This window comes from Pseudomonadota bacterium (assembly GCA_039033415.1).
Classification (GTDB): Bacteria; Pseudomonadota; Gammaproteobacteria; order Xanthomonadales; family SZUA-38; genus JANQOZ01.
Genome location: JBCCCR010000001.1, coordinates 381,119 through 402,085 on the forward strand (window position 1 = coordinate 381,119; position 20,967 = coordinate 402,085).

The following is a 20,967-nucleotide window of genomic DNA, read 5'->3' on the forward strand; positions in this document are numbered from 1 at the left end:
AAAGGGTTTCACCCGAAACGTTGCGCCCCGGACCCTACCGCTGACACAACATGTTCATTAAACAGCCTCTGGGCCGCTTAACTGCTTTATCGGCAGTTAGTACGAACCCTGGAGCTTTGTCAAGGCTAAGCCGACAAAACGGTTGTTACATGCGCCAAAAGTGCTGCTGCAACCTCAGCCTTCGACGCCGACCGAAGCTTTGCTGGCCATCTCGTCCGCGTGATACGAAGAGCGAACCAGCGGGCCGCTTGCAACGTGGCTGAAGCCCATCTGGTTGCCCAGCGCTTCGATCTGGGCGAACTCTTCCGGCGTCCAGTAGCGGATCACCGGGTGATGATGTGCCGTCGGCTGCAGGTACTGGCCGACGGTCACCATGTCGACGTCATGTCGCTTCAGGTCCTCCAGACAGCCGATGACCTGATCCATGTTCTCACCGAGGCCGAGCATAATGCCGGACTTGGTCGGCAGCTCTGGGTGGCGCTGCTTAAAGCGCTGCAGCAGATCCATCGACCACTGGTAGTCGGCGCCGGGCCTGACCTGTCGATACAGGTCGGGCACCGTTTCGACGTTGTGATTAAAAACGTCTGGCGGCTCCTCGCTGAGAATATCCAGCGCGCGCTCCATCCGGCCTTTGCCGCGGAAGTCGGGCGTCAGGATTTCTACCTTGATACCCGGTTTAGCATCGCGCACGGCACGTATACATTCTGCGAAATGTGCAGCGCCTCCGTCCCGCAGATCGTCACGGTCGACCGAGGTGATCACCACGTACCGCAGGTTCATTTGCGCGATGGTCTCCGCGAGCCGCCGGGGCTCGTCGGTGTCGACAGCCTTGGGGCGGCCGTGGGCAACGTCGCAGAAGGCGCAGCGCCGGGTGCAGATCTCGCCCAAAATCATGAATGTCGCGGTGCCCTTGGAGAAGCACTCGTGAATGTTGGGGCACGAGGCTTCCTCGCAGACGGTGACGAGCGCGTTCTGCCGCAGGTTGGCCTTCAGTCTGCCCACCGCGTTGCCGGCAGGGATACGCACGCGTATCCAGTCGGGTTTCCGCAGGCTGGGGGCTGCCGGGTCGAAGGTGACCGGGTTTCGCGCGATCTTTGACGCGCCGGTTTGTTTTTTGCCGACAACTACCTGTTCAGAGGTGTCGGTGGTGGCACTGCTAGACACAAGCGCCCTCCTTGGTATTGATGATATGCCCACTCAGGTCGGCCAGTCGCTGGATCAGCGTCATTCCCGCGCTGCGCCAGTCCTCGGTGATGCCGAGCGCGCTGCTTTGCGTCATCTCCAACCCCTCAAAGCCACAGGGGTTGATGCGGGAAAACGGCTGAAGGTCCATGGCCACGTTAACCGCCATGCCGTGAAAACTGCATCCACGCCGAACCCGCAGGCCCAGCGAAGCGATTTTTTGGCCGCTCACATAAACCCCCGGAGCCTTGTCCCGGCGCTCCGCGGTGACGTGATGTTCAGCCAGCCAGTCGATGACGCTCTGTTCGAGCCAATCGACCAGCGTACGGATACCGATTTTTGCCCGCTTGAGGTCCCAAAGCGGATAAAGGACCGCCTGGCCGGGGCCGTGGTAGGTGACCTGGCCGCCCCGATCCACCTGCAGCAGCGGAATATCGCCGGGTGCCAGAACATGGTCTCGGGTCGCCGCCTGACCCAGCGTAAACACCGGGGGGTGTTCCACCAGCCAAAGCTCATCGCCGGTGCCCGCATCACGCTGATCGGTAAACGCCTGCATCCGACGCCAGACCGGCTCGTAGGCCTCCCGGCCAAGGTCGCGAACGGTCAGCGCTAGAGCGTCCACAGGACCTGTTCGTGGCGGGTCAGTTCACCGTAAATCGCCTCGAGCTGCTCGCGCGATTCCACCTGAACGGTGACGGTAATCGACTCGTATTTGCCGCCTTTTGAGGGGCGCGAGCGCACCGCATCTTCCTCCACGGCCACGTGGCGCGAAACAATCTCCAGCACCTGTTCGGTCAGCCCAGCCCCGCTTTTGCCCATCGCTTTGATGGGATAGGTGCAGGGAAACTCCAGGCCGCGGCCTTCCTCGATCTCCGCAGCGGCGTTGCGGCGCTCGCCGCCCGCGCCGGAATCAGTCGCCGAAGTCATGAAACCACAGCGCGATACTGTCGCTCATCCGCCGCCAGAAACCGCCGCGCTCAACCTCGTTGAGCGTCAGAAGCGGAGAGCTGGCTTTGAGCTCGTCGCCCAGGAAGACGCGCAGGCTGCCCACCTCATAGCCCGAGGCGAGCGGTGCGGTCAGGACCGACATCACCTCGGTTTCCGCCCGCAGGTTTTCGTACTGGCCGCTCGGGATCGTGATGTGGATGTCACCCGCAATCCCCAGTCCAAGCTCCTCGTCCACGCCCTTCCAGACCTTCACGCGGCTCAGCTCTTCACCGGCGCGATAGAGCTGGTGGGTTTCGAAGAAGCGAAAGCCGTAATTCAGAAGCTTCTGGGAATCGTCGGCCCGGCTGTTCTCCGACGCGGACCCCATGACTACGCTGATCAGCCGCATGCCACCACGCTGCGCTGACGCGGCCAGGCAGTAGCCCGCCGAGCTGGTGTGGCCGGTTTTCAGGCCGTCGACCGCCGGATCGCGCCACAGCAGGTTGTTGCGGTTATGCTGGCGGATCTCGTTGAAGGTGAACTCTTTCTCGGAGTACCACTTGTAGTAGTCGGGAAAGTCCCGAATCAGCGCTGACGACAGGGTGGCAATATCGCGCGCTGTGGTCAGATGCTCAGCGGCGGGCAGGCCGGTGGCGTTCAAAAAATTTGAGTTGTTCATCCCCAGACTGGCCGCGTACTGGTTCATCAACGCCGCAAACGTCTCCTCGCTGCCGGCGATGTGCTCGGCGAGCGCGACGCTGGCATCGTTGCCCGACTGCACGATCATGCCTTTGAGCAGGTCTGAGACCTGGACCTGATTGCCCACCTCAATAAACATCTTGGAGCCTTCGGTGCGCCAGGCTTTTTCGCTGACCGGGACCATCTCCTGGAGATTTAGGCCTCCCGACCTGAGCTCGGAGAACACGATATAAGAAGTCATCAGCTTGGTGATACTGGCAGGTTCAATCGGCTGATCGACGTTCTGGGAGGCAAGGACCTCGCCGGAGGCATGGTCCAGGAGGATGTAGCTGGTAGCGCCGATCTGAGGCGGCGCGGGCACGGGCATGGTGGGCGCGGCTGCTGCCACGCCGCTTGTTATCAGCAGCAGACCCGCCAGGGTGGCGGTCAGCTTGGAGAAATTTTCCGTCAGATAGCGCATAGCACCAGTCAGTTTCGTCGGGCCGGGCATTATACGGGGTGTACCCGGCCAGCACAGTCCCAGAAAAAAGGTTATCTCGCGCGCCAAAATCGCGCTGAACCCCCGTGATTCCTACTCAAAAACCACCCGCGCCGTGCCGAAGCCCCAGGTCCTTAGCTGATTGGCCAACGATTCGGCGGTGGCGGCGTCCGCCAGCGGCCCCACGCGCACCCGATGCAGCTGCTGCCCTCCGGGTTCGCGGGTGGTTTTCACCAGCGCAGAGTCAACATTTTTCTGCCGCAGGCGACCGACCATGGTCAGCGCGTTGTCCCGGCTGGAAAACGCGCCGAGCTGGAGAAACACATTGCTGGCGGTGGCGACGCTGGGTCGTCGGTCGCCGCCGTCGGGCACAATCGCCACCACTTCCACCTGCGCCGTACCGTCGCGGATCATGTCCAGCCGTTCGGCAGCGGCAAACGACAGATCGATGATGCGGCCCTTTTTGAACGGGCCACGGTCGTTGACCCGGACCACCACGCTCGCGCCGGTGTCGATGCGCGTTACCCGCGCGTAGCTCGGCAAAGGCAGCGTTCGATGGGCCGCGGTTATCGCGTACATATCAAACGTCTCCTGGTTGGAGGTGGGTTTGCCGTGGAAGTTCGGTCCATACCAGGAAGCGACGCCCCGCTCCTGGTAGCCATTCGCGCTGGCCATGACGCGGTAGGTGCGCCCCAGCACTCGGTAGGGCGAGTGATTGCCGACAGCGCTGAGCGGCTCTGCCCTTGGGGTTGGTTCCACCGCGGGGCTTTGAGGCGGGACCGGCGTGGTCGGTCGGCTGGCGCAGCCGACCAGGAGGCAGGCCGCAGCAAGCGCGGCGAGGCCTGGGGCTGTAAACCTGAATCTCGAATGGCTTAAGCCCACGGGGCTGAAGCCAAAGAGGCTAAAGCGCTTTTTCAATTTCGTTGGCCAGCTGGAAAACCGCCATGGAATAAAGCGCGCTGTGGTTGTAGCGGCTGATCACGTAGAAATTGTGGTACGTCACCCAGTGTTCCTGTCCCTGCGAGCCGTCCAGCGTGACCAGCGATACGGCCGTATTGTCGTCCGCCAACGGCTGCTCGAGGTCGTAGCCCCAGTCGCGGATCTGGCTGAGCGGGTAGGCGGGCTTCAGCTTCGGCTTCTTGAGCTGGCGGGCGCCCTCGCCGGCGCTCACCGCCTGCGCGACCGGGCCTCCGTTTTCCCAGCCGTGGCGCCGGAAGTAGTTAGCGATGCTGGCCAGCGCGTCAGCCTTCGAGCCCCAGAGGTCGCGCTGTCCGTCGCCGTCGTGGTCCACCGCATAGCTCCGATAGCTGGACGAGATGAACTGACCCATGCCCATGGCGCCGGCGTAGGAACCCTTGAGCTGACTCAGCGGGAGCTGTTCGTCGCGGCCCAGCAGCAGAAATTGCTCCAGCTCGCTGCGGAAAAATTTTGATCGCGGCGGATAGTGAAACGCGAGTGTTGCCAGCGCGTCGATGACCCGGAATCGGCCAAGAATGTTGCCGTAGCTCGTTTCCACGCCGGCAATTGCCACGATCACCTTGGCCGGAACACCATATTGGGCCTCGACCTCAGCCAGTAGCTCGCGATTGTCGTTCCAGAAAGCGACGCCGTCGCGGATCCGCTTGTCGGTCAAAAAGATTGGGCGATAGTCTTTCCAGGGCTTGCCTTCCGCGGGCCGGCTGATCGCATCGATGATGGTTTGGCTTCGCTCGGCGTCGGCCAGAAGGGCGCTGATTTCCTCCGCCGGCCAGCTGTGGCGTTCGGCCACTTCCGCGATGAAGGCGTCAGCTCCCGGATGGCTGCTGTTCAGGTTGGCCGCGCTGGCGGCGACGAGAGTCAGGGCAGCAATAATCTGCATCGGCAATCCATCGTTTGGCGAGCCCGCAATTCTAGCGCAAGGCGCGCTCTAGAGCGTTCAATAACGGTTAAGGAGCCGCCGATGACTGTAAACGGACATAATCAGCCCGAAAGATGTCAGCAGACTGATCAGAGAAGTTCCGCCGTAGCTGATCAGCGGCAGCGGCACACCCACCACCGGCAGCAGCCCGCTGATCATGCCCGCGTTCACCATGACGTAAACAAAAAAGGTCAGTCCGAGCGCGCCCGCGAGCAGCCGGGAGAAGCTGTCTTTGGCCTGGCCGGCCAGCCACAGGCAGCGCCCGATGATGTAGAGGTAGAGTGCAAAAAGCAGGAGCACTCCCAGCAGCCCAAACTCTTCCGCCAGCACCGCCAGCACAAAGTCGGTGGACCGCTCCGGCAGAAATTCGAGATGGGCCTGGGTGCTGTTCATCCAGCCTTTGCCGAACAGCCCGCCAGAGCCGACCGCAATCTTCGATTGGATAATGTTCCAGCCGGAACCCAGCGGGTCGGATTCGGGGTTCAGAAAGGTCAGCACGCGTCCGCGCTGGTAGTCGTGCATGAAATGCCACAGAACCGGTGCCAAGGCCATGGCCGACACGCAAAAAAAGCTGATCAGTCGCCACGACAGACCGGCGAGGAACACAACAAACAGGCCACTGGTGGCCACCAGCATCGCTGTCCCCAGATCCGGCTGACGGGCGATCAGCACCGCCGGCACCGCAACGATTACCAGGCTGACCAGCAGCTGGCGCCAGCCGGGCGGCAGGCTGCTGCGGTGCATGTACCAGGCCAGCATCATCGGCAGCGAAAGCTTGAGGATTTCTGACGGCTGGAACCGAAGGAAGCCGAGGTCCAGCCAGCGCTGCGCGCCCCGTCCCTCACCGAGAAACGCCACCATCACCAGCAGCACGATCCCCAGCGCGTAAAACGCCGGTGCCCAGACCCGAAAAAGGTGAGGCGAAATGCAGGCGATGACGGTCATGGCGGTGAGTCCCATCGCCAGGCGCACGGCCTGGCGAATCACCGTGCCGGAGTCCTCGCCGGAAGCGCCGTAGAGCACCACCAGGCCAAAACACGCCGTGGCGACCAGCGCGCCGACCAAAGGCAGGTCGAGCATGGGTCGCGCCGCGACAGAACGCAGAAAGCGGATGCCGGCAACGGCCGTGTTCACTGCGCGGCGATCTCTTCGGTGCCGTGCCCCAGGTGGGCGTCGATCAGCTGCCGCGCGATGGGTGCGGCGACTGTCGATCCGCCGCCGCCGTGCTCCACCACCACCGCCAGAGCGATACTGGGCTGATCAGCGGGGGCGAAAGCGACAAACAGCGCGTGGTCTCGAAGGTGGCGCGGCACCTCGTCCTCCACATATTCCTCGTCCTGGGCGAGCCCAAAGACCTGGGCTGTGCCGCTTTTGCCGGCCATGACAAACGGCGGCTTGTCCGCGGCGATCGCCCGAGCGGATCCGCGTTTGCCGTGCACCACCGCGATCATGCCGTCGATCACGGCCTCGATATGGTCGGCACGGGCGGCACTGATGCGGGTGACCGGGCGGGCCACCGGCTGGTCGGCGTCACCGGCCGCAGGCTCGAAACCGACATGGCGCACCAGGTGCGGCTGCCCGCTTTCGCCGCGGGCGGCGAGGACTGCGGACGCGTGAGCCAGCTGCAGCGGGGTCGTCACGTTGAAACCCTGGCCGATGCCGGCGATGACCGTCTCGCCGGGGTACCACGGTTCGCCCATGGTCGCCCGCTTCCAGGCGCGCGACGGCAGGATGCCTTTCGCTTCGCCGTTCAGGTCGATGCCCGTCGGCCGGCCGAAGCCAAACTGATCGAGATAGGCGTGGATCGCATCGATGCCCATCTTCGATGCGAGATCGAAGAAGAACACGTTGACCGATTCCTCGAGCGCTTTGACAACGTCCACCTCGCCGTGCCCGCCCCGTTTCCAGTCGCGATAGCGGCGGGGTTGGCCCGGGAGCTGGAAATACCCCCGCGACATCATGGTGGTATCCAGCTCGATGATGCCGTTCTCCAGCCCCGCGAGCGCCATGTAGGGTTTGATGGTGGAGCCGGGTTCATAGCCGCCGCGCAGCGCGCGATTGAACAGCGGACGCCGGCTGGACTGGATCAGCGCCTGGTAGTCGGCCACCGACAGGCCGGCGACAAACGCGTTGGGGTCGTAGCCCGGCTGGCTGACCATGGCCAGCACCTCACCGCTACCGGGTTCAATCGCAACGATTGCGCCGGTGTAGTCGCCGAGCGACGCCATCGCCAGCTGCTGTAGCGTCGAGTCGATCGTCAGGTACAGATTGTGGCCGGGCTGGGCGGGCGCCTTGTCCAGCGAACGCAGGATTCGGCCCTGAACGTTGGTCTCAACCTTTTCGCGCCCCACCTCGCCGTGCAGCATGTTTTCATAAGCCTGCTCGAGGCCGATCTTGCCAATGTGGGACGTGGCGGCGTAGCGCCCGCTGTCCACGGACCGAAGATCGTCAGCATCCAGTTGTCCAACATAGCCAACCACGTGCGCCAGATTTTCGCCGAGCGGGTAAACGCGCGTCTGGTACGGCACGATGTCTACGCCAGGGAAGTGGTGTCGATCGACCGCAAAGCGAGCCACCTGAGCTTCATCCAGCCGCAGCTTGAGCGGGACGGCCTGGAAGGAGCGACGGGCCTTACGCAGCTTGTGAAAGCGCTGGATGTCGGCGTCAGAAATCTCCAGCAGCTCGCCCAGTTCGGCCAGCGTGGCGTCGAGCTCGGGCACCTGTTCCGGAATCAGCTCGAGGCGATAGGCCGGTCGGTTGTCCGCCAGAATCACGCCATTTCTGTCCATGATCAGGCCGCGATTCGGCGCCAGAGCGCGGTATTTGACCCGGTTGTCTTCGGCCCGAGTGATGAACTCATCGTGGCTAATGACCTGGAGATAAAAATAGCGGCCGCTCAACACGGCAAAAACGAGACAGACGAGGAGAAAGCCCGTCTGGGCGCGGGCGCGGAATATGGCGGCCTCCCGGACCGCGTCGCGAACCGGTTTGCGGGCCGGTGCCTTCATCGGGGCCGATAGCGCTGGCGCAGCCGATCCAGCAGCAGAAACATCCAGGGCCAGACCAGCACGGCGACCGGCGGCGCCAGCAGGATCTCAGAGCTGCTCACGCCCGAACCGGAAAGGCTCTGGATCCAGGCGTATATGACCCGGTCGTTGAGCAGGATGGCGCCGACCGCCAGCGCCTGCTGCCACAGCGGAAAAAACCGCATCCGCAGGCGGAACTGCTGGACGATATAAACGATCACCACCAGGCTCAGCGCGTGCAGTCCGGCCATGGTGCCCGTCAGCAGATCCAGCAGCAGCCCGATGGCAAAGGCGCGCCCCAGGTTGATGACGCTCGGGTTTTCGATCGCCCAATAGATCACCGTCAGCCCCACCCAGTAGGGCCGAAACCAGGTCAGTCCGTCGGGTAGTGGCATGACGGTCAGCGCCATCGCCGCCAGGAAACTCAGCACCACCACCATCGTCGAGTCGCGCCGGCGGCTCATGGTGTGGGTGCCCCGTCGGCGATTTGCTCGGGCTCCTCGCCCGCCGGTGGCTCAGCGCCTGGCCAAACCAGCAGCACCTGCCGAGCACGATCCAGCTCCGCCAGCGGCGTGATGCTGACGGTGCGAAACGGCGCGCCGGGCTGATTTTCGATGCGGGAAACCGTGCCGACCGGAAAGCCGGTGGGAAATCGGTTGCCGAGGCCTGACGTCACGACCAGGTCTCCGGGCTCAATGTCAGCGCTGGCCGCCACGTCCCGCAGCTCCAGCCGGTCGATCTGCCCGGTGCCATACGCGATCGTGCGCATCCCGGTCCGGTTGATGCTGACCGGAATCGCGTGGTTCGGATCGGAGATCAGTACGGCGTTGGCGCTGATGGCGCTGGTCAGCTCGATCTGACCCATGATGCCGCGCGCGTCAGCGACGGGCTGGCCCGCAAAAACGCCGTCGTTACTGCCGCGATCGACCACCATGCGGTGGGTGAACGGATCCAGATCAACATCCAGCAGCTCAGCCACCAGCACCCGATCACCCAGGCGGGGCGAGGAGCCGAGCAGCTGACGCAGCCGCTGGTTCTCAGCCTCCAGGGCCGCAACGCGATTGATGCGGGACTGGCTGACCAGCCAGCGTTCTTCCAGTTCGCGTACGCGGCGGTCTCTCTCGCTGCGGTCGGCCAGCTGAGCGCTCAGCCAGCGGCCGCTCGCGCCGGGCCATTGCACCAGCTTCAGCATGGGGTAGGTAAGGGCGGTGAGATGGCCTCGGACCTCCCGCAGGTAGCGACTGTGATGATCGGTCACCATCAGCGCCACGGCGAGCGCGGCATAGAGCGCAAGGCGCAGCGCGCCCGACGGTGACCCGCCGCTGGTGGTGTCGCTATTGTGGCCGCTTTCAACCAATGGAGACCTCGGTCGTTCCCTCACACGATCGGCTGCGTTAAGGGTTGCTTGAGCCGTCTAGCGGCTGGCTGAAATCGTCAGCTGATCAGGAGGTTACAGCTTACCATGAGGGCGATCTGTGAAGCGCGCCTCCCGCAGGGTCACAAATGTAATGAGTGCTAATCGAAGGCGAAGAAATCGCTGCCGTGTTCGTCCATCAGCTCCAGCGCTCGACCGCCGCCCCGGGCGACGCAGGTGAGCGGGTCCTCGGCGATAATCACGGGCAGGCCGGTTTCTTCCATGAGCAACCGGTCGAGGTCGCGCAGCAGCGCGCCACCGCCGGTCAGCACAATGCCGCGCTCGGCCACGTCCGCGCAAAGCTCTGGCGGCGTTTGCTCAAGCGCGGTCTTCAGCGCGCCGGCGATGCCCATCAGCGGCTCGTGCAGCGCTTCCAGGATTTCGTTGCTGTTGATGGTAAAGACGCGCGGGACCCCCTCTGCGAGGTTCCGGCCCGATACCTCGAGCTCCCGCACCTCAGATGACGAATAGGCGCAGCCGATTTCGACCTTGATGCGCTCGGCCGTGGCCTCGCCGATCAGGGTGCCGTAGTTCCGACGCACATAATTAATGATGGATTCGTCGAACCGATCGCCGCCGATCCGCACCGAAGCGGAGTAGACGATGCCGTTGAGGGACAGCACGGCCACCTCCGAGGTGCCGCCGCCAATATCCAGCACCATCGAGCCCCGTGCCTCGTGGATCGGGATCCCGGCGCCGATGGCCGCTGCCATGGGTTCCTCGATCAGGAACACCTCGCGGGCGCCCGCGCCTTCCGCGGACTCGCGAATGGCCCGGCGCTCCACCTGGGTGGAGCCACAGGGCACGCAGATCAGCACGCGGGGGCTCGGATGCAGCATGCGGTTGCGGTGGACTTTGCGGATGAAGTGCTGAAGCATCTCCTCCGTCATCGTGAAGTCAGCGATCACGCCGTCTTTCAGCGGCCGGATGGTGACAATGTTGCCCGGCGTTCGGCCGAGCATGAGCTTGGCTTCGCCGCCGACTGAGGCAACCGATTTAGCGCCGCCCCGGCCGCGGTCCTGACGGATCGCCACCACGGAGGGTTCGTTCAGGACGATACCCTGATCCTGGACATAGATAAGGGTATTGGCGGTGCCCAGATCGATAGAAAGATCGTTAGAGAAAATACCGCGTAAGCGTTTAAGGAACATGGTGGCAGTGGTTCTCGGCCGCGCAGGCGAAGGCTTGCGACAAAGCGCGCTACTCTAGCAAGCGCCACTCGCGGCTAGCAAGGTGTCAAAGAGAGGCATTGAAGCACATTTTGACGCCAAAAAACGGGCCTTTTCCGGGCAATTGCCAATCGCGGAAGCCTTTACAGCACCTCGAATCCTGCTACATTCGAACGCTTTTGCCGGGGACTCACGTGGCCACCGACTCAAAGGGTGATCAGGCCTCCATCGATCTGGAAACGGTTCGCAAGACCGCAAGGCTTGCGCGGCTGGAAGTTGACGAGGAACACCTCGCTTCGTATCAGGCGCATTTCGAGCGGTTGCTGGCGTTTGTCGCGGACGTGACCGAGGCGCCGATCGACGATGTCGAGCCGATGGCCCATCCGATGGACATGGCGCAGCGACTGCGGCCTGATGCGGTCACGGAGGCTGATCAGCGCGACCGGCTCCAGGCCTCCGCGCCGAGCGCCGAAGACGGCTTTTTCCTGGTTCCCCGGGTCATCGAGTGATGCTTCGCCAGTCGGTAACGCGCCTGCGTGAGGGGTTGCGTAAGGGGGAGTATTCGGCCCGGGAGCTTGTCGAGGCATCGCTAGCCAGCATCAACCAGCAGAACCCGACGCTGAACGCGCTTATCACGGTCACGCCGGAGAGCGCCCTCGCGGCAGCTGACGACGCCGACCGGCAGCTGGCGGCCGGAGATGCCCCCGACCTGTGCGGCATCCCGCTGATCCACAAAGATAACTTCTGCACCGATGGTGTTTTGACCACCTGCGGCGCCCGGATGCTGGCCAACTTTGTGCCGGCTTACGACGCCACCGTGACCCGCAACGCCGCGAGTCATGGCGCGATTACGGTCGGCAAGGCCAACATGGATGAATTTGCCATGGGCTCGTCGTCGGAGCATGGGCACTTTGGCGTCGTAAGAAACCCCTGGGACCACGAGCGGGTTCCGGGAGGCTCTTCCGGCGGGTCAGCAGCGGCGGTGGCCGCGGCCATGGCGCCCCTCGCCACAGCCAGCGACACCGGTGGATCGATTCGACAGCCGGCCGCATTTTGCGGGATCACGGGAATGAAACCGAGCTATGGCCGGGTGTCCCGCTATGGTTTGGTGGCTTACGCGTCGAGCCTGGACCAGGCCGGCGTCATGGGCGTCAGCGCCGAGGACTGCGCCTGGCTGCTAAGAGCGATCAGCGGCTTTGATCCGCTGGATTCCACCTGCGTGCAGCGTCCGGTCGAAGACTACCCCGCGCAGCTGGATGGCACGCTCAACGGGCTGAAGATCGGCCTGCCCAAACCTTATTGGGAGGGGCTGGAGCCTGCCGTAGCCGATGCCGTCCACGCCCAGGCGGACGAACTGGTGAAGCTGGGCGCGGAGCTGGTGGAGGTGGAGATGCCCAACGCCAGCCTGGCGGTGTCCACTTATTACTTGATCGCGCAGGCCGAGTGCTCCTCCAACCTGTCGCGCTATGACGGCGTGCGCTTCGGACACCGCTGCGAAGATCCCAAAGACCTACAGGATCTCTACCGCCGTTCCCGCGGCGAGGGGTTTTGTGAGGAAACGCAGCGCCGAATCCTGGTTGGCACCTTTGCGCTGTCGTCGGGCTATATCGATGCCTACTACGGCAAAGCTATGCGGGCCCGGCGGCTGATCAGCGATGATTTCACCGCCGCTTTTGAGCACTGCGACCTTATGCTGTCGCCGACCGCCCCCAGCGCAGCGTTTAAGATCGGTGAGAAAGAGACCGACCCCATCGCCATGTACCTGGCGGACGTGAACACGGTGGCCGTGAACCTGGCCGGACTGCCCGCGCTGTCGACGCCCGGCCCGCAGGTCAGCGGCCTGCCGGTGGGCGGCCAGCTCATCGGACCCTATTTCAGCGAAGCCCGTCTACTGATGGTGGCTCATCAGCTTCAGCAAGCCACCGACTGGCACCTGCAGGTACCGGAGGCGGCGGCATGAGCATCGATCAGTGGGAGGCGGTGATCGGGCTGGAGATTCACGTCCAGCTGAAAACCGAGAGCAAAATTTTCTCCGGGTCGAGCATCGCCTACGGAGCGGACCCCAACCGGCAGGCCAGCGCGATTGATCTCGGCATGCCGGGGACGCTACCCGTGCTCAACGCGGAGGCGGTGCGGATGGCGGTGGCCTTTGGGCTGTCGATCGGGGCGGAGATTGCGCCGAGCTGTGTCTTCGCCCGCAAAAACTATTTCTATCCCGACCTGCCCAAGGGTTATCAGATCAGCCAGTACGAAGCACCGATTGTCGCCGGCGGGACGCTGGACATCGTGGCTGACAATGAAGCCCGCTCGATCCGCGTAACCCGGGCGCATCTTGAGGAGGACGCGGGCAAGTCGATTCATGACCTGTTTCGGGGCCACACCGCCATCGATCTCAATCGGGCCGGCACGGCGCTGCTCGAGGTGGTCTCCGAGCCCGATATGCATACCCCTGCTGAAGCGGTGGCGTACATGAAAGCCATGCACACGCTGGTGCGGAGCCTGGATCTCTGTGACGGCAATCTGCAGGAAGGGTCGTTCCGCTGTGACGCCAACGTGTCGGTGCGCCCGAAAGGCAGCACCACGCTGGGCACCCGCGCTGAGATTAAGAATATGAACTCGTTCCGCTTCGTCGAGCGAGCCATCGATCACGAAATCCATCGTCAGGTGCATCGCCTCGAGTCTGGCAAGGCTGTTGTGCAAGAAACCCGGCTGTATGACTCCGACAAGAACGAGACGCGGTCCATGCGGAGCAAGGAAGAGGCGGAGGACTACCGCTACTTTCCTGACCCCGATCTGCTGCCCGTGACTGTGGATGAGCTGCTCATCGACGAAATCCGGGTGCAGATGCCGGAGCTGCCGAAGGCGCGCCGGGCGCGCTATGAAAGTGAACTCAAGCTGGGCGCGGAGGAGGCGCTGCAGCTCACGGACGACCCGGAGCTGGTCGCCTATTTTGAAGCGACGCTGGAAGCCGGGACCGAGCTGCCGCCCAAGCGAGTTGCCAATTGGATTCTGGGCGAACTGCAGGGCGCGCTGAATCGAGCGGATCTAACGATGGAAAACGCGCCGGTGTCACCGTCGCAGCTGGCTGAGCTGCTGGGCCGGATTGAAGACGGCACGCTGTCCGGCAAACTTGGCAAGCAGGTCTTTGAGGGGCTGTTCGCTGGCGAGGGTGAGGTGGACGCGATCATCGAAGCCCGCGGACTTCGCCAGATCAGCGACAGCAGCGCCATTGAGGCGGTGATCGATGAGGTGATCGCCTCCTCACCAGACCAGGTCGCTCAATACCGCGGCGGCGAGGCCAAAGTTTTTAACTATTTTGTTGGCCAGGTGATGAAGGCCACCCGCGGCCAGGCTAATCCGGGTCAGGTGCAGAAGACCTTAAAAGAGAAGCTGGACAGCTGATTGCGATCACCGCAGCAGCTCGCTTCAAGCCCTAGTTCAATCGCTTAATTCGTTAACCACAGGAAATTCATCTTATGGCAGCTCTTATCTGCGGGTCTCTCGCCTACGACTCCATCATGGTGTTCGAGGACCAGTTCAAAAATCACATCCTGCCAGAGAAGGTGCACATGATCAGCGTATCGTTCCTGGTCCCGCAGATGCGCCGCGACTTCGGCGGCTGCGCCGGCAACATTGCGTATAACCTCAAGCTGCTGGGCGGGGAGCCGGTTCCGATGGCGGCCGTGGGCCAGGACTTCGGCGCGTATCGTGACCACCTGGACGCGATGGGCATCAGTCGACTCCACGTCATGCAGGTGGATGAGTATTTCACCGCCCAGGCGTTCATCACGACCGACTTGGACGATAACCAGATCACCGCGTTTCACCCGGGTGCCATGGCGGTCTCACACCGCAACCGCGTGACCGACGCCGACGGCATCAAGATCGGCATCGTGGCGCCGGACGGTCGGGACGCCATGATTCAGCACGCCACCGACTTTGCCGAAGCCGGCATCCCCTTCTTTTTTGATCCGGGCCAGGCCATGCCGCTGTTCGATGGAGAAGACCTGCAGAACTTTGTGCGTCAGGCCAGCTGGGTCACGGTCAATGACTATGAAGCAGAGCTGGTGAAAGAGCGCACCGGGTGGAGCGACGCGGAGATCGCTGAGCAGGTCGAGGCCTATATCGTGACGAAGGGTGCTGAGGGTTCCGACATTCACGTCGACGGCAAGACCCTTCATATCCCGGCGGCGAAGCCGTCCAACATCGCCAACCCGACTGGCTGCGGCGACGCCTACCGCGCGGGCCTACTGTACGGGCTTGAGCGAGGACTCGACTGGGAGAGCACGGGGCGCATTGCTTCCCTGATGGGCGCCATCAAGATCGAGAACGAGAGCCCGCAGGGCCATCACTTCATCATGGATGACTTTCGTCAGCGCTATCAGGAGGCGTTTGGGGTCGCAATGCCGTAATGGCTTGTGGGCGGCCGCCCAGTCCCGGCCGTTTTGCGAACCTCCGCGCCTTGGCTATGCTTAATGAATGGCCTTATCTGGTGTACCCGCTCGAGCCGCGCGCCTGCTGCTAACGGCAGCAGGGTTTGGCCTATGCAGCGGGGCGATCGCCCAGGCAGATCTGATTGTCTCGAGCGGCGAGCCGAGCGTTGATCCGATGGTGGTGGCGCCCGGCGAGACAGTTCAGCTTTCACCGTGGACGGTTGCCAACGTCGGCCTGCTGCCGTCGGGCGGATTCTCCAACGGTTTCTATCTCTCCACGAACACCACCATTTCCACGAACGATGCGTTTCTGGATACCAACTCCAATCTTTCCCTGCCTTCGGGCGGAAGTTTTGAATGGGGCGGACCCACGCTAACGATTCCTGCCGACACGCCGGCGGGTGATTACTTTATCGGCATCCTGGTCGACCGTGCTGGCCAGGTGCCGGAGCTGAATGAGTCGAACAATTTTGTCAGTACGCCGTTGACCGTTGGGGCGATTGTCGACCCCGATCTGACCCTGTCGGCGCAGCCTCCCGGCATCAGCGTCACTGAAATTGGGCCCGGGCAAACCCTGACCTTCAGTCAGCTCAGCGTGGTCAACAACGGCGGTCCAACCGGCGTCAGCGGTTCGCTGGGTTATTACCTGTCGACAGACTCGGTCATCAGCGATCAGGACCAGTTCCTGGGGCGAAGGTCAGTGATTCCACTCGATCAGGGACAATCCACGACCATTTTTACGGCGGACGTCACGCTTCCCGCGGGCGTTCAGCCCGGCAACTATTGGCTGGGCGTGCTCGTCGACAATCTGGATGCACTGTCCGAGTCCAACGAGCTGAACAATCAGCTGGTGTTTGAGGTCACGGTTACGGGGAGCAGCGGCCTGAAGACCCTCGTAGCCAACACGAGCGCGTGCGAGAGCGGCGGGTCCCTGGCGCTGAGCCACTATCAACCGGTCGGCAGCAGCTTCGATGTGGCCAGCGCGACACGCTTTACGGTCGCCTCCGGCGAGGTGTGGCGCCCGGAACGAATCACCGCTTTCGGAAGCCAGAACTTCGCCGACAGCACAACAGAAGGTCGGGTTCGGTTTTATTCGAGCAAAACGGTTTCCTGTGGGCCAAGGTGTCTGGAGTCGCTTCCCGACGCGCTGCTCTGCGACCTTCCGGTAGACGTGTTGACCGATGACGTCCTGACCCTCGACCTTCCGCAGAGCCACAGCTGTGAGCTGGAGGACCTCGTCTGGATGTCGGTGCAGCAGGCGCGCTCTGACTGCACGCTCGGGCTGTGCGAAACCTGGCGCTGGGATCAGGCGAATCTTGGCGGCGTGTTCTCTGCGCCCTGGGTCATCCGCGACGTTGGCGGCACATCGAGCAGCAATAGCTGCGACTCGGAATGGGGATCTCCGCAGAACTGTTTGACGGGGTCGCCCGATTCCAAGCGGGGGCTGTGTATGCGGATCGAGGGCACGATACCCGTTGTTGCCAACCGGCCGCCCGAGGCGGTTTTCGGGCAGCGGCTTCACAGCGCGCGGGTCGGTTCCCCATTCTCGCTGGATATCTCGTCTTATTTTACGGATCCAGAAAACGACGCTTTGACCTATACCCAAACCGGATTGCCGCAGGGCCTGACTCTGGACACCTCGACGGGCGTGATATCGGGAACCCCGGCGGCCGCGCTGGGCAACACGTTCTACACGCTGGAGCTATCCGCGCAAGATCCTGGCGGTTTGTCCGACGAAGCATTCATCCATCTGCGAGTTTTGGCAGACTCGGCGCTGGAACTTGAGACGGCTGCCCCCGATACGCTCGTGCGCTGCACCACGGCACCGGTCGAGGGGTCGGGAGATCTTCTGCTGCCGCTTTCTTTTGATACCGCCGACCAGTGCCCTGATCCCGGCTCGCCGGCATGCCGGGTACCCGACCCGGAGGAGACGATCACGCTGGCAACGGTTTCGGTCAGCCTGGATCACCCAACGATCGGTGATCTTGGCCTCGCGCTGGACTTCGCCGGCGGCGCGCTAGACTTGCTGCAGCCTAGCGACTGCAGTGCTGCGGATGCGCATGCCGTGTTCAGTGATCGTGCGCCCTGGCGCGCGGATCGACGCTGCAACGCAACTGGCGAAGCGAGTTTGTTGGGACCGCTGGCGCCAAGCCAACGGCTTGCCGCGCTGCGCAACCGGCCCGTCACCGGATCCGGGCCGTTTTCGCTTGCGGTCGAAAACGCCAGCAGCGAGACCGCTCGAGTAAATCGGTGGTGCATGGCGGTGCAGGTGAATCGTGACGGGCTGCCGGTGTATCCCCAGGCCGAGCTGCCGGGCTCTGCAGACATCGTGTCCATGGTTACGGAAAACAACGCTGCGAGGAGCGGGACGATCGCTTACCCCGGTGAGATCGATTGGTACCGGGTTGAGCAAAACGTGAACTGCATTCGCAACATCAACGTCAGCCTGCAGCCCAGCGATACGGCCCCGGTACCCCAGCTGTTCCTTGAAAGTGGTCTAGTAGGGCTTGATCCCGGCTTCCCCGACGGCAGCTGCGTTGAGGCTCAGGCGCTGCCGAATTACACCCGCAACAGCAAAGGGTTCTTCTTTGTTCGGGTGCAGTCGTGTCCTGACGGTGGAGTAGGGCCCTATGAGCTGACCTTTGAGAAAACCGGATTCCTGTGTGAGGTCGCCGGTGGGCTTGGTATCGGTACGGTGGCGGGAACCGTGCGAGAGGCCGACAGCGGTTTGCCGTTGGGCGGCGCCTATCTGGAGCTGGAGAGCGGTGAAGCCGCCTTCTCCAGTCCGGCCGACGGCTCGTTCCGCCTGGGCGCCGCGCCGATTGCCAGCACATCACTAACGGTATTCTCTCCCGCCCATGCCCCGCTGCAGCTCACCGGTATTACGGTGATCGAGGGTGATACGACGGATATCGGGCAGCTGGATTTAGACGCAACCACCTTTCCAGCGCCAGTGGTCGACGGTGTGTTCGCTAGCGGGTTTGAGTGAAGGCCTCGGGCCGTCGCTAACCCGCTCTGCTCTCTTGATCAACAGCGCAGCCATCGATCTCGACAGCTGGCGGCCGGTCGTTCGAATCGCGTTGCGGCGTCCATGCAAGGACGACGGGGAAAGCTACCAGACGCTTGACATAGCAGCCCCACCTGCCGACAATCTGCGCCCCCTCAGTGGCTATGTAGCTCAGCTGGTTAGAGCACCGCACTCATAATGCGGGGGTCGGTGGTTCAAGTCCACCCATAGCCACCAAAATTCCCCAATTTATTCAGCTGCTTACGTTGCGCGGGTTTCGGGCAAAGCCAATTTTCCTCCTTCAATTTGGGCCAAATTTGGGCCAGAAATGTTACGGGAATAGGCTGCGATGTGCCCTGGAGCCAAATGGGCGTAGCGAAGCACCATGTCGATGGTGCGCCAGCCGCCCAGCTTTTGAAGCACCTCCAGCGGCGTTCCGGCCATCACATGCCAGCTTGCCCAAGTGTGTCGCAGATCGTGCCAGCAGAAATTCTCCGGATGACGCCCCGGGTGAGGTCGCAGGCCAAGAGACTTCAGAACGTTCCGCCAGGCTCGCGTGCTCACCTTGGTGACCGGCTTGCCATCCAAAACGAATACGCGCTCGGGGTGTTTTAGCCGCCAGCGATCAAGCACGTGAAGCGCCTCGTCGTTCAGCGGCACCGAGATCGCGTAGCCGGACTTGGATGCCGTCGAGCTGACCCAGGCAACCTGCCGTGACAGGTCAACGCTGTCCCAGCATAAGCCGGTGACGTTGGCCTGACGCAGGCCCGTGGCCAGAGACAACCGAGCCATGTCGGCCGTGTGATGCAGGCCTTTGTCTTCCAGTGCCTCAAGCAGTTTCCGCGCTTTCTCGGGAGTCAGCCAGCGAAACGGCTCGGCTCTTGGCCGGCTGGAGGCCAGCTTGATGTAAGGCGCCTTTTCGAGCCACGCCCATTCCCTGTCAGCCTTGCGAAGTATTGACCGGATGAGCGCCAGGTATTTGTTGACGGTTCCATCCGTCGAGCCACCCTTGGGGCCTTTGCCGGCGAACAGCGCTGTGCGTACCTGACCAATCGCATCCGGGGTTACTTCATCAAGGTGTAAATCACCGAAGTAGCGGTGGAGCCACTTCAGTTTTGCTACATCGTCGCCGTGGGAACGCTTGTGCCGCGTCTCCTCAAGGAATCGCACAACCGCCTCCTGCCACGTATGCCGTGGGCGTTCGCCTAACTTGGCGATTCGCCACGACTGGGCTTTGATTTGGTCGGCGAGTTCCATTGCTTGTTTGTGGTTCGTAGTCCCAAGGCTCTGATGTAGGCGTCGGTGGTCCGGCGTCGTGAACCGGATCCACCAGGTGCCGCGTTTACCACGTTGGTAGATTTGCATGAATGCAGTCTCCTTCCTGATAGGTGCGGCGACCGCTCAGGACCAGTATAGCCCCGCACATAGTTGAGGACGTCAGTCCGGAGGAATACCCAGGACCGGCCGACTCGGCGATCCGGGAGTTCGCCTGCGCGCGCTCGGCGTTTGACCGTTTCAGCGCAGCAGTGAAGAAGGCGAGCAGCTTCGGTCGTGCCGATCGTTGGGGGCTCATCGAGGGGCTTGTTATCGGCCAAGGTAAGTTGCCGTGATCTGCTCGCGGGAGTGGCCCAGTTCAGTGCTGATCTGGAGGCGCGCTTCCCGGTCAGCGGCTTTTTCCTGAGCGGTGAATTCCTTGCAGCATTTGCCGCCTGCTGCTGGCGCATCTCGTCCCGTCAGATCCCGATAGCGGCGTTGCGCATAGCCATGCCGCAGACCATGGAGTTTCGTGAGACCGGCCTTGGCCGTCTGCCGCTCGTAGCGGTGAAGCTGATCCACGTATCGGCGATCAGCCGGAATCACGGCGCCAGACCCGGCGAGCGCTTTTGCGTCCTGAAGCAATTCACGCTGGGCATCGCTTGTGATCGGAATTGCCCGAGGCCGTCCGCCTTTCGTCCAGCTTCCCTTGAGAACGATCTCGTTCTCCCGGATGGCATAGTCGGGCCGGAACTTGATAGATTCCTCTCGCCTTAAGCCGAATGCCTCCTGCAAGCGAACGCTCATACGGACGTACGGATCTGTGATCTTGACCAGCCGCTCCTGATTCAGGAATTTGGCCTTCGACTCGTTGGAGACAAATTGCCTCGATCCGATCCCGTAGGCGTCATTCGACCTGGCGACTACGCTCCGTTTGTTCACCTTCTCCGCCCACCAGCGCAAGGCTGAAAGACGGTTCTTGGTGGTGCCAATGCTGACGTCCTGTTCCTTCCACAGCGAAACCAGCGCCTGGACATGTTTCGGCCTTAGGGAACTGGCCCGCATTCGCCGGTAGCCCAGTTCATGGAGCTGATTTGCCATCAGATCCAAAAGGCGAGATCGACTGGCTTGTGTTGAATAGCCCCCGTCCCGGTTGTTCCGGCACAGGTTCTTCAGCTGATAGTTCAGGTCTTTCATGGTGCATTTCTCAGTCGGTTAGTTTTGGTGACCAGCACGTGCCGTTTGAAAACACGTGGTCCGACAAGTCGGCAAGGGTCATTGGGACACCAGTCCCCAGGCCTGAAGCCTGCAAATCAGGTTCAGCGACGGTCCTTTGTGAAGGACGCAGCGCTGACCATCAGCTAGCCAGTAGCTGGCCGGAGACGACGTAGGTCGTCGAATTGAGAAATGGCTCCGAGGAGAAGGACAAAAATCGTCGCTACTGTCGGAGCGAATTGGAATAGCACCGGAGCGCTATAGGG

19 protein-coding genes and 1 tRNA gene are annotated in these 20,967 nt (G+C 62.5%); 6 read left to right on the forward strand and 14 right to left on the reverse strand.

Annotated features, from left to right (window positions below; all coding sequences use genetic code 11):
* Positions 1-174 precede the first annotated feature (174 nt).
* From lipA to AAF358_01640, 11 genes are all read right to left on the reverse strand, one after another.
* A complete protein-coding gene (gene lipA, locus AAF358_01590) occupies positions 175-1,164 on the reverse strand; it encodes a lipoyl synthase (GenBank protein ID MEM7704213.1) in 990 nt (329 codons plus the stop codon).
* On the reverse strand, positions 1,157-1,804 hold the full coding sequence (gene lipB / locus AAF358_01595) for a lipoyl(octanoyl) transferase LipB (protein MEM7704214.1): 648 nt from the start codon (positions 1,802-1,804) through the stop codon (positions 1,157-1,159). Before lipB ends, lipA begins: the two co-directional genes overlap by 8 nt.
* A complete protein-coding gene (locus AAF358_01600; protein MEM7704215.1) occupies positions 1,792-2,109 on the reverse strand; it encodes a DUF493 domain-containing protein in 318 nt (105 codons plus the stop codon). Before AAF358_01600 ends, lipB begins: the two co-directional genes overlap by 13 nt.
* Complete coding sequence (locus AAF358_01605; protein MEM7704216.1) at positions 2,093-3,268, reverse strand: D-alanyl-D-alanine carboxypeptidase family protein; 1,176 nt, start codon at positions 3,266-3,268, stop codon at positions 2,093-2,095. The genes AAF358_01600 and AAF358_01605 overlap by 17 nt, the downstream gene beginning before the upstream one ends.
* 111 nt (positions 3,269-3,379) lie before the next feature.
* On the reverse strand, positions 3,380-4,045 hold the full coding sequence (locus tag AAF358_01610; protein MEM7704217.1) for a septal ring lytic transglycosylase RlpA family protein: 666 nt from the start codon (positions 4,043-4,045) through the stop codon (positions 3,380-3,382).
* Between the two features lie 142 nt (positions 4,046-4,187).
* Complete coding sequence (gene mltB, locus AAF358_01615; GenBank protein MEM7704218.1) at positions 4,188-5,144, reverse strand: lytic murein transglycosylase B; 957 nt, start codon at positions 5,142-5,144, stop codon at positions 4,188-4,190.
* Between the two features lie 57 nt (positions 5,145-5,201).
* Positions 5,202-6,263, reverse strand: a complete 1,062-nt coding sequence (gene rodA, locus AAF358_01620; protein ID MEM7704219.1) for a rod shape-determining protein RodA — start codon at positions 6,261-6,263, stop codon at positions 5,202-5,204.
* A 50-nt stretch (positions 6,264-6,313) separates the two neighbouring features.
* On the reverse strand, positions 6,314-8,191 hold the full coding sequence (gene mrdA, locus AAF358_01625; GenBank protein ID MEM7704220.1) for a penicillin-binding protein 2: 1,878 nt from the start codon (positions 8,189-8,191) through the stop codon (positions 6,314-6,316).
* Positions 8,188-8,673, reverse strand: coding sequence for a rod shape-determining protein MreD (gene mreD, locus AAF358_01630; GenBank protein MEM7704221.1), 486 nt, complete (start codon positions 8,671-8,673; stop codon positions 8,188-8,190). Before mreD ends, mrdA begins: the two co-directional genes overlap by 4 nt.
* Complete coding sequence (gene mreC / locus AAF358_01635; GenBank protein ID MEM7704222.1) at positions 8,670-9,566, reverse strand: rod shape-determining protein MreC; 897 nt, start codon at positions 9,564-9,566, stop codon at positions 8,670-8,672. Before mreC ends, mreD begins: the two co-directional genes overlap by 4 nt.
* A gap of 158 nt (positions 9,567-9,724) precedes the next feature.
* Entirely contained in the window at positions 9,725-10,774 is a 1,050-nt protein-coding gene (locus AAF358_01640; protein ID MEM7704223.1) for a rod shape-determining protein, read from the reverse strand.
* Positions 10,775-10,986: 212 nt separating this feature from the next.
* Here AAF358_01640 and gatC point away from each other — a divergent pair, with 212 nt between their 5' ends.
* From gatC to AAF358_01670, 6 genes are all read left to right on the forward strand, one after another.
* Entirely contained in the window at positions 10,987-11,301 is a 315-nt protein-coding gene (gatC, locus tag AAF358_01645; GenBank protein ID MEM7704224.1) for an Asp-tRNA(Asn)/Glu-tRNA(Gln) amidotransferase subunit GatC, read from the forward strand.
* Positions 11,301-12,752, forward strand: coding sequence for an Asp-tRNA(Asn)/Glu-tRNA(Gln) amidotransferase subunit GatA (gatA, locus tag AAF358_01650; protein MEM7704225.1), 1,452 nt, complete (start codon positions 11,301-11,303; stop codon positions 12,750-12,752). Before gatC ends, gatA begins: the two co-directional genes overlap by 1 nt.
* Positions 12,749-14,194 (forward strand): Asp-tRNA(Asn)/Glu-tRNA(Gln) amidotransferase subunit GatB, encoded by a 1,446-nt coding sequence (gene gatB, locus AAF358_01655; protein ID MEM7704226.1) that lies wholly within the window; start codon positions 12,749-12,751, stop codon positions 14,192-14,194. The genes gatA and gatB overlap by 4 nt, the downstream gene beginning before the upstream one ends.
* A 74-nt stretch (positions 14,195-14,268) precedes the next feature.
* A complete protein-coding gene (locus AAF358_01660; GenBank protein ID MEM7704227.1) occupies positions 14,269-15,204 on the forward strand; it encodes a carbohydrate kinase family protein in 936 nt (311 codons plus the stop codon).
* A gap of 67 nt (positions 15,205-15,271) precedes the next feature.
* Positions 15,272-18,214 (forward strand): putative Ig domain-containing protein, encoded by a 2,943-nt coding sequence (locus AAF358_01665; GenBank protein MEM7704228.1) that lies wholly within the window; start codon positions 15,272-15,274, stop codon positions 18,212-18,214.
* Between the two features lie 178 nt (positions 18,215-18,392).
* Positions 18,393-18,469 (forward strand) — tRNA-Met (locus tag AAF358_01670).
* A gap of 24 nt (positions 18,470-18,493) precedes the next feature.
* Here the strand turns inward: AAF358_01670 and AAF358_01675 are convergent.
* Genes AAF358_01675 through AAF358_01685 form a run of 3 tightly spaced genes read right to left on the reverse strand, consistent with a single transcriptional unit; the run spans position 18,494 to position 20,683 of the window.
* Positions 18,494-19,402 (reverse strand): site-specific integrase, encoded by a 909-nt coding sequence (locus AAF358_01675; protein MEM7704229.1) that lies wholly within the window; start codon positions 19,400-19,402, stop codon positions 18,494-18,496.
* 35 nt (positions 19,403-19,437) lie between these two features.
* Positions 19,438-19,827 (reverse strand): helix-turn-helix domain-containing protein, encoded by a 390-nt coding sequence (locus tag AAF358_01680; GenBank protein MEM7704230.1) that lies wholly within the window; start codon positions 19,825-19,827, stop codon positions 19,438-19,440.
* A complete protein-coding gene (locus AAF358_01685) occupies positions 19,817-20,683 on the reverse strand; it encodes a phage integrase N-terminal domain-containing protein (protein MEM7704231.1) in 867 nt (288 codons plus the stop codon). The genes AAF358_01680 and AAF358_01685 overlap by 11 nt, the downstream gene beginning before the upstream one ends.
* Positions 20,684-20,967 lie beyond the last annotated feature (284 nt).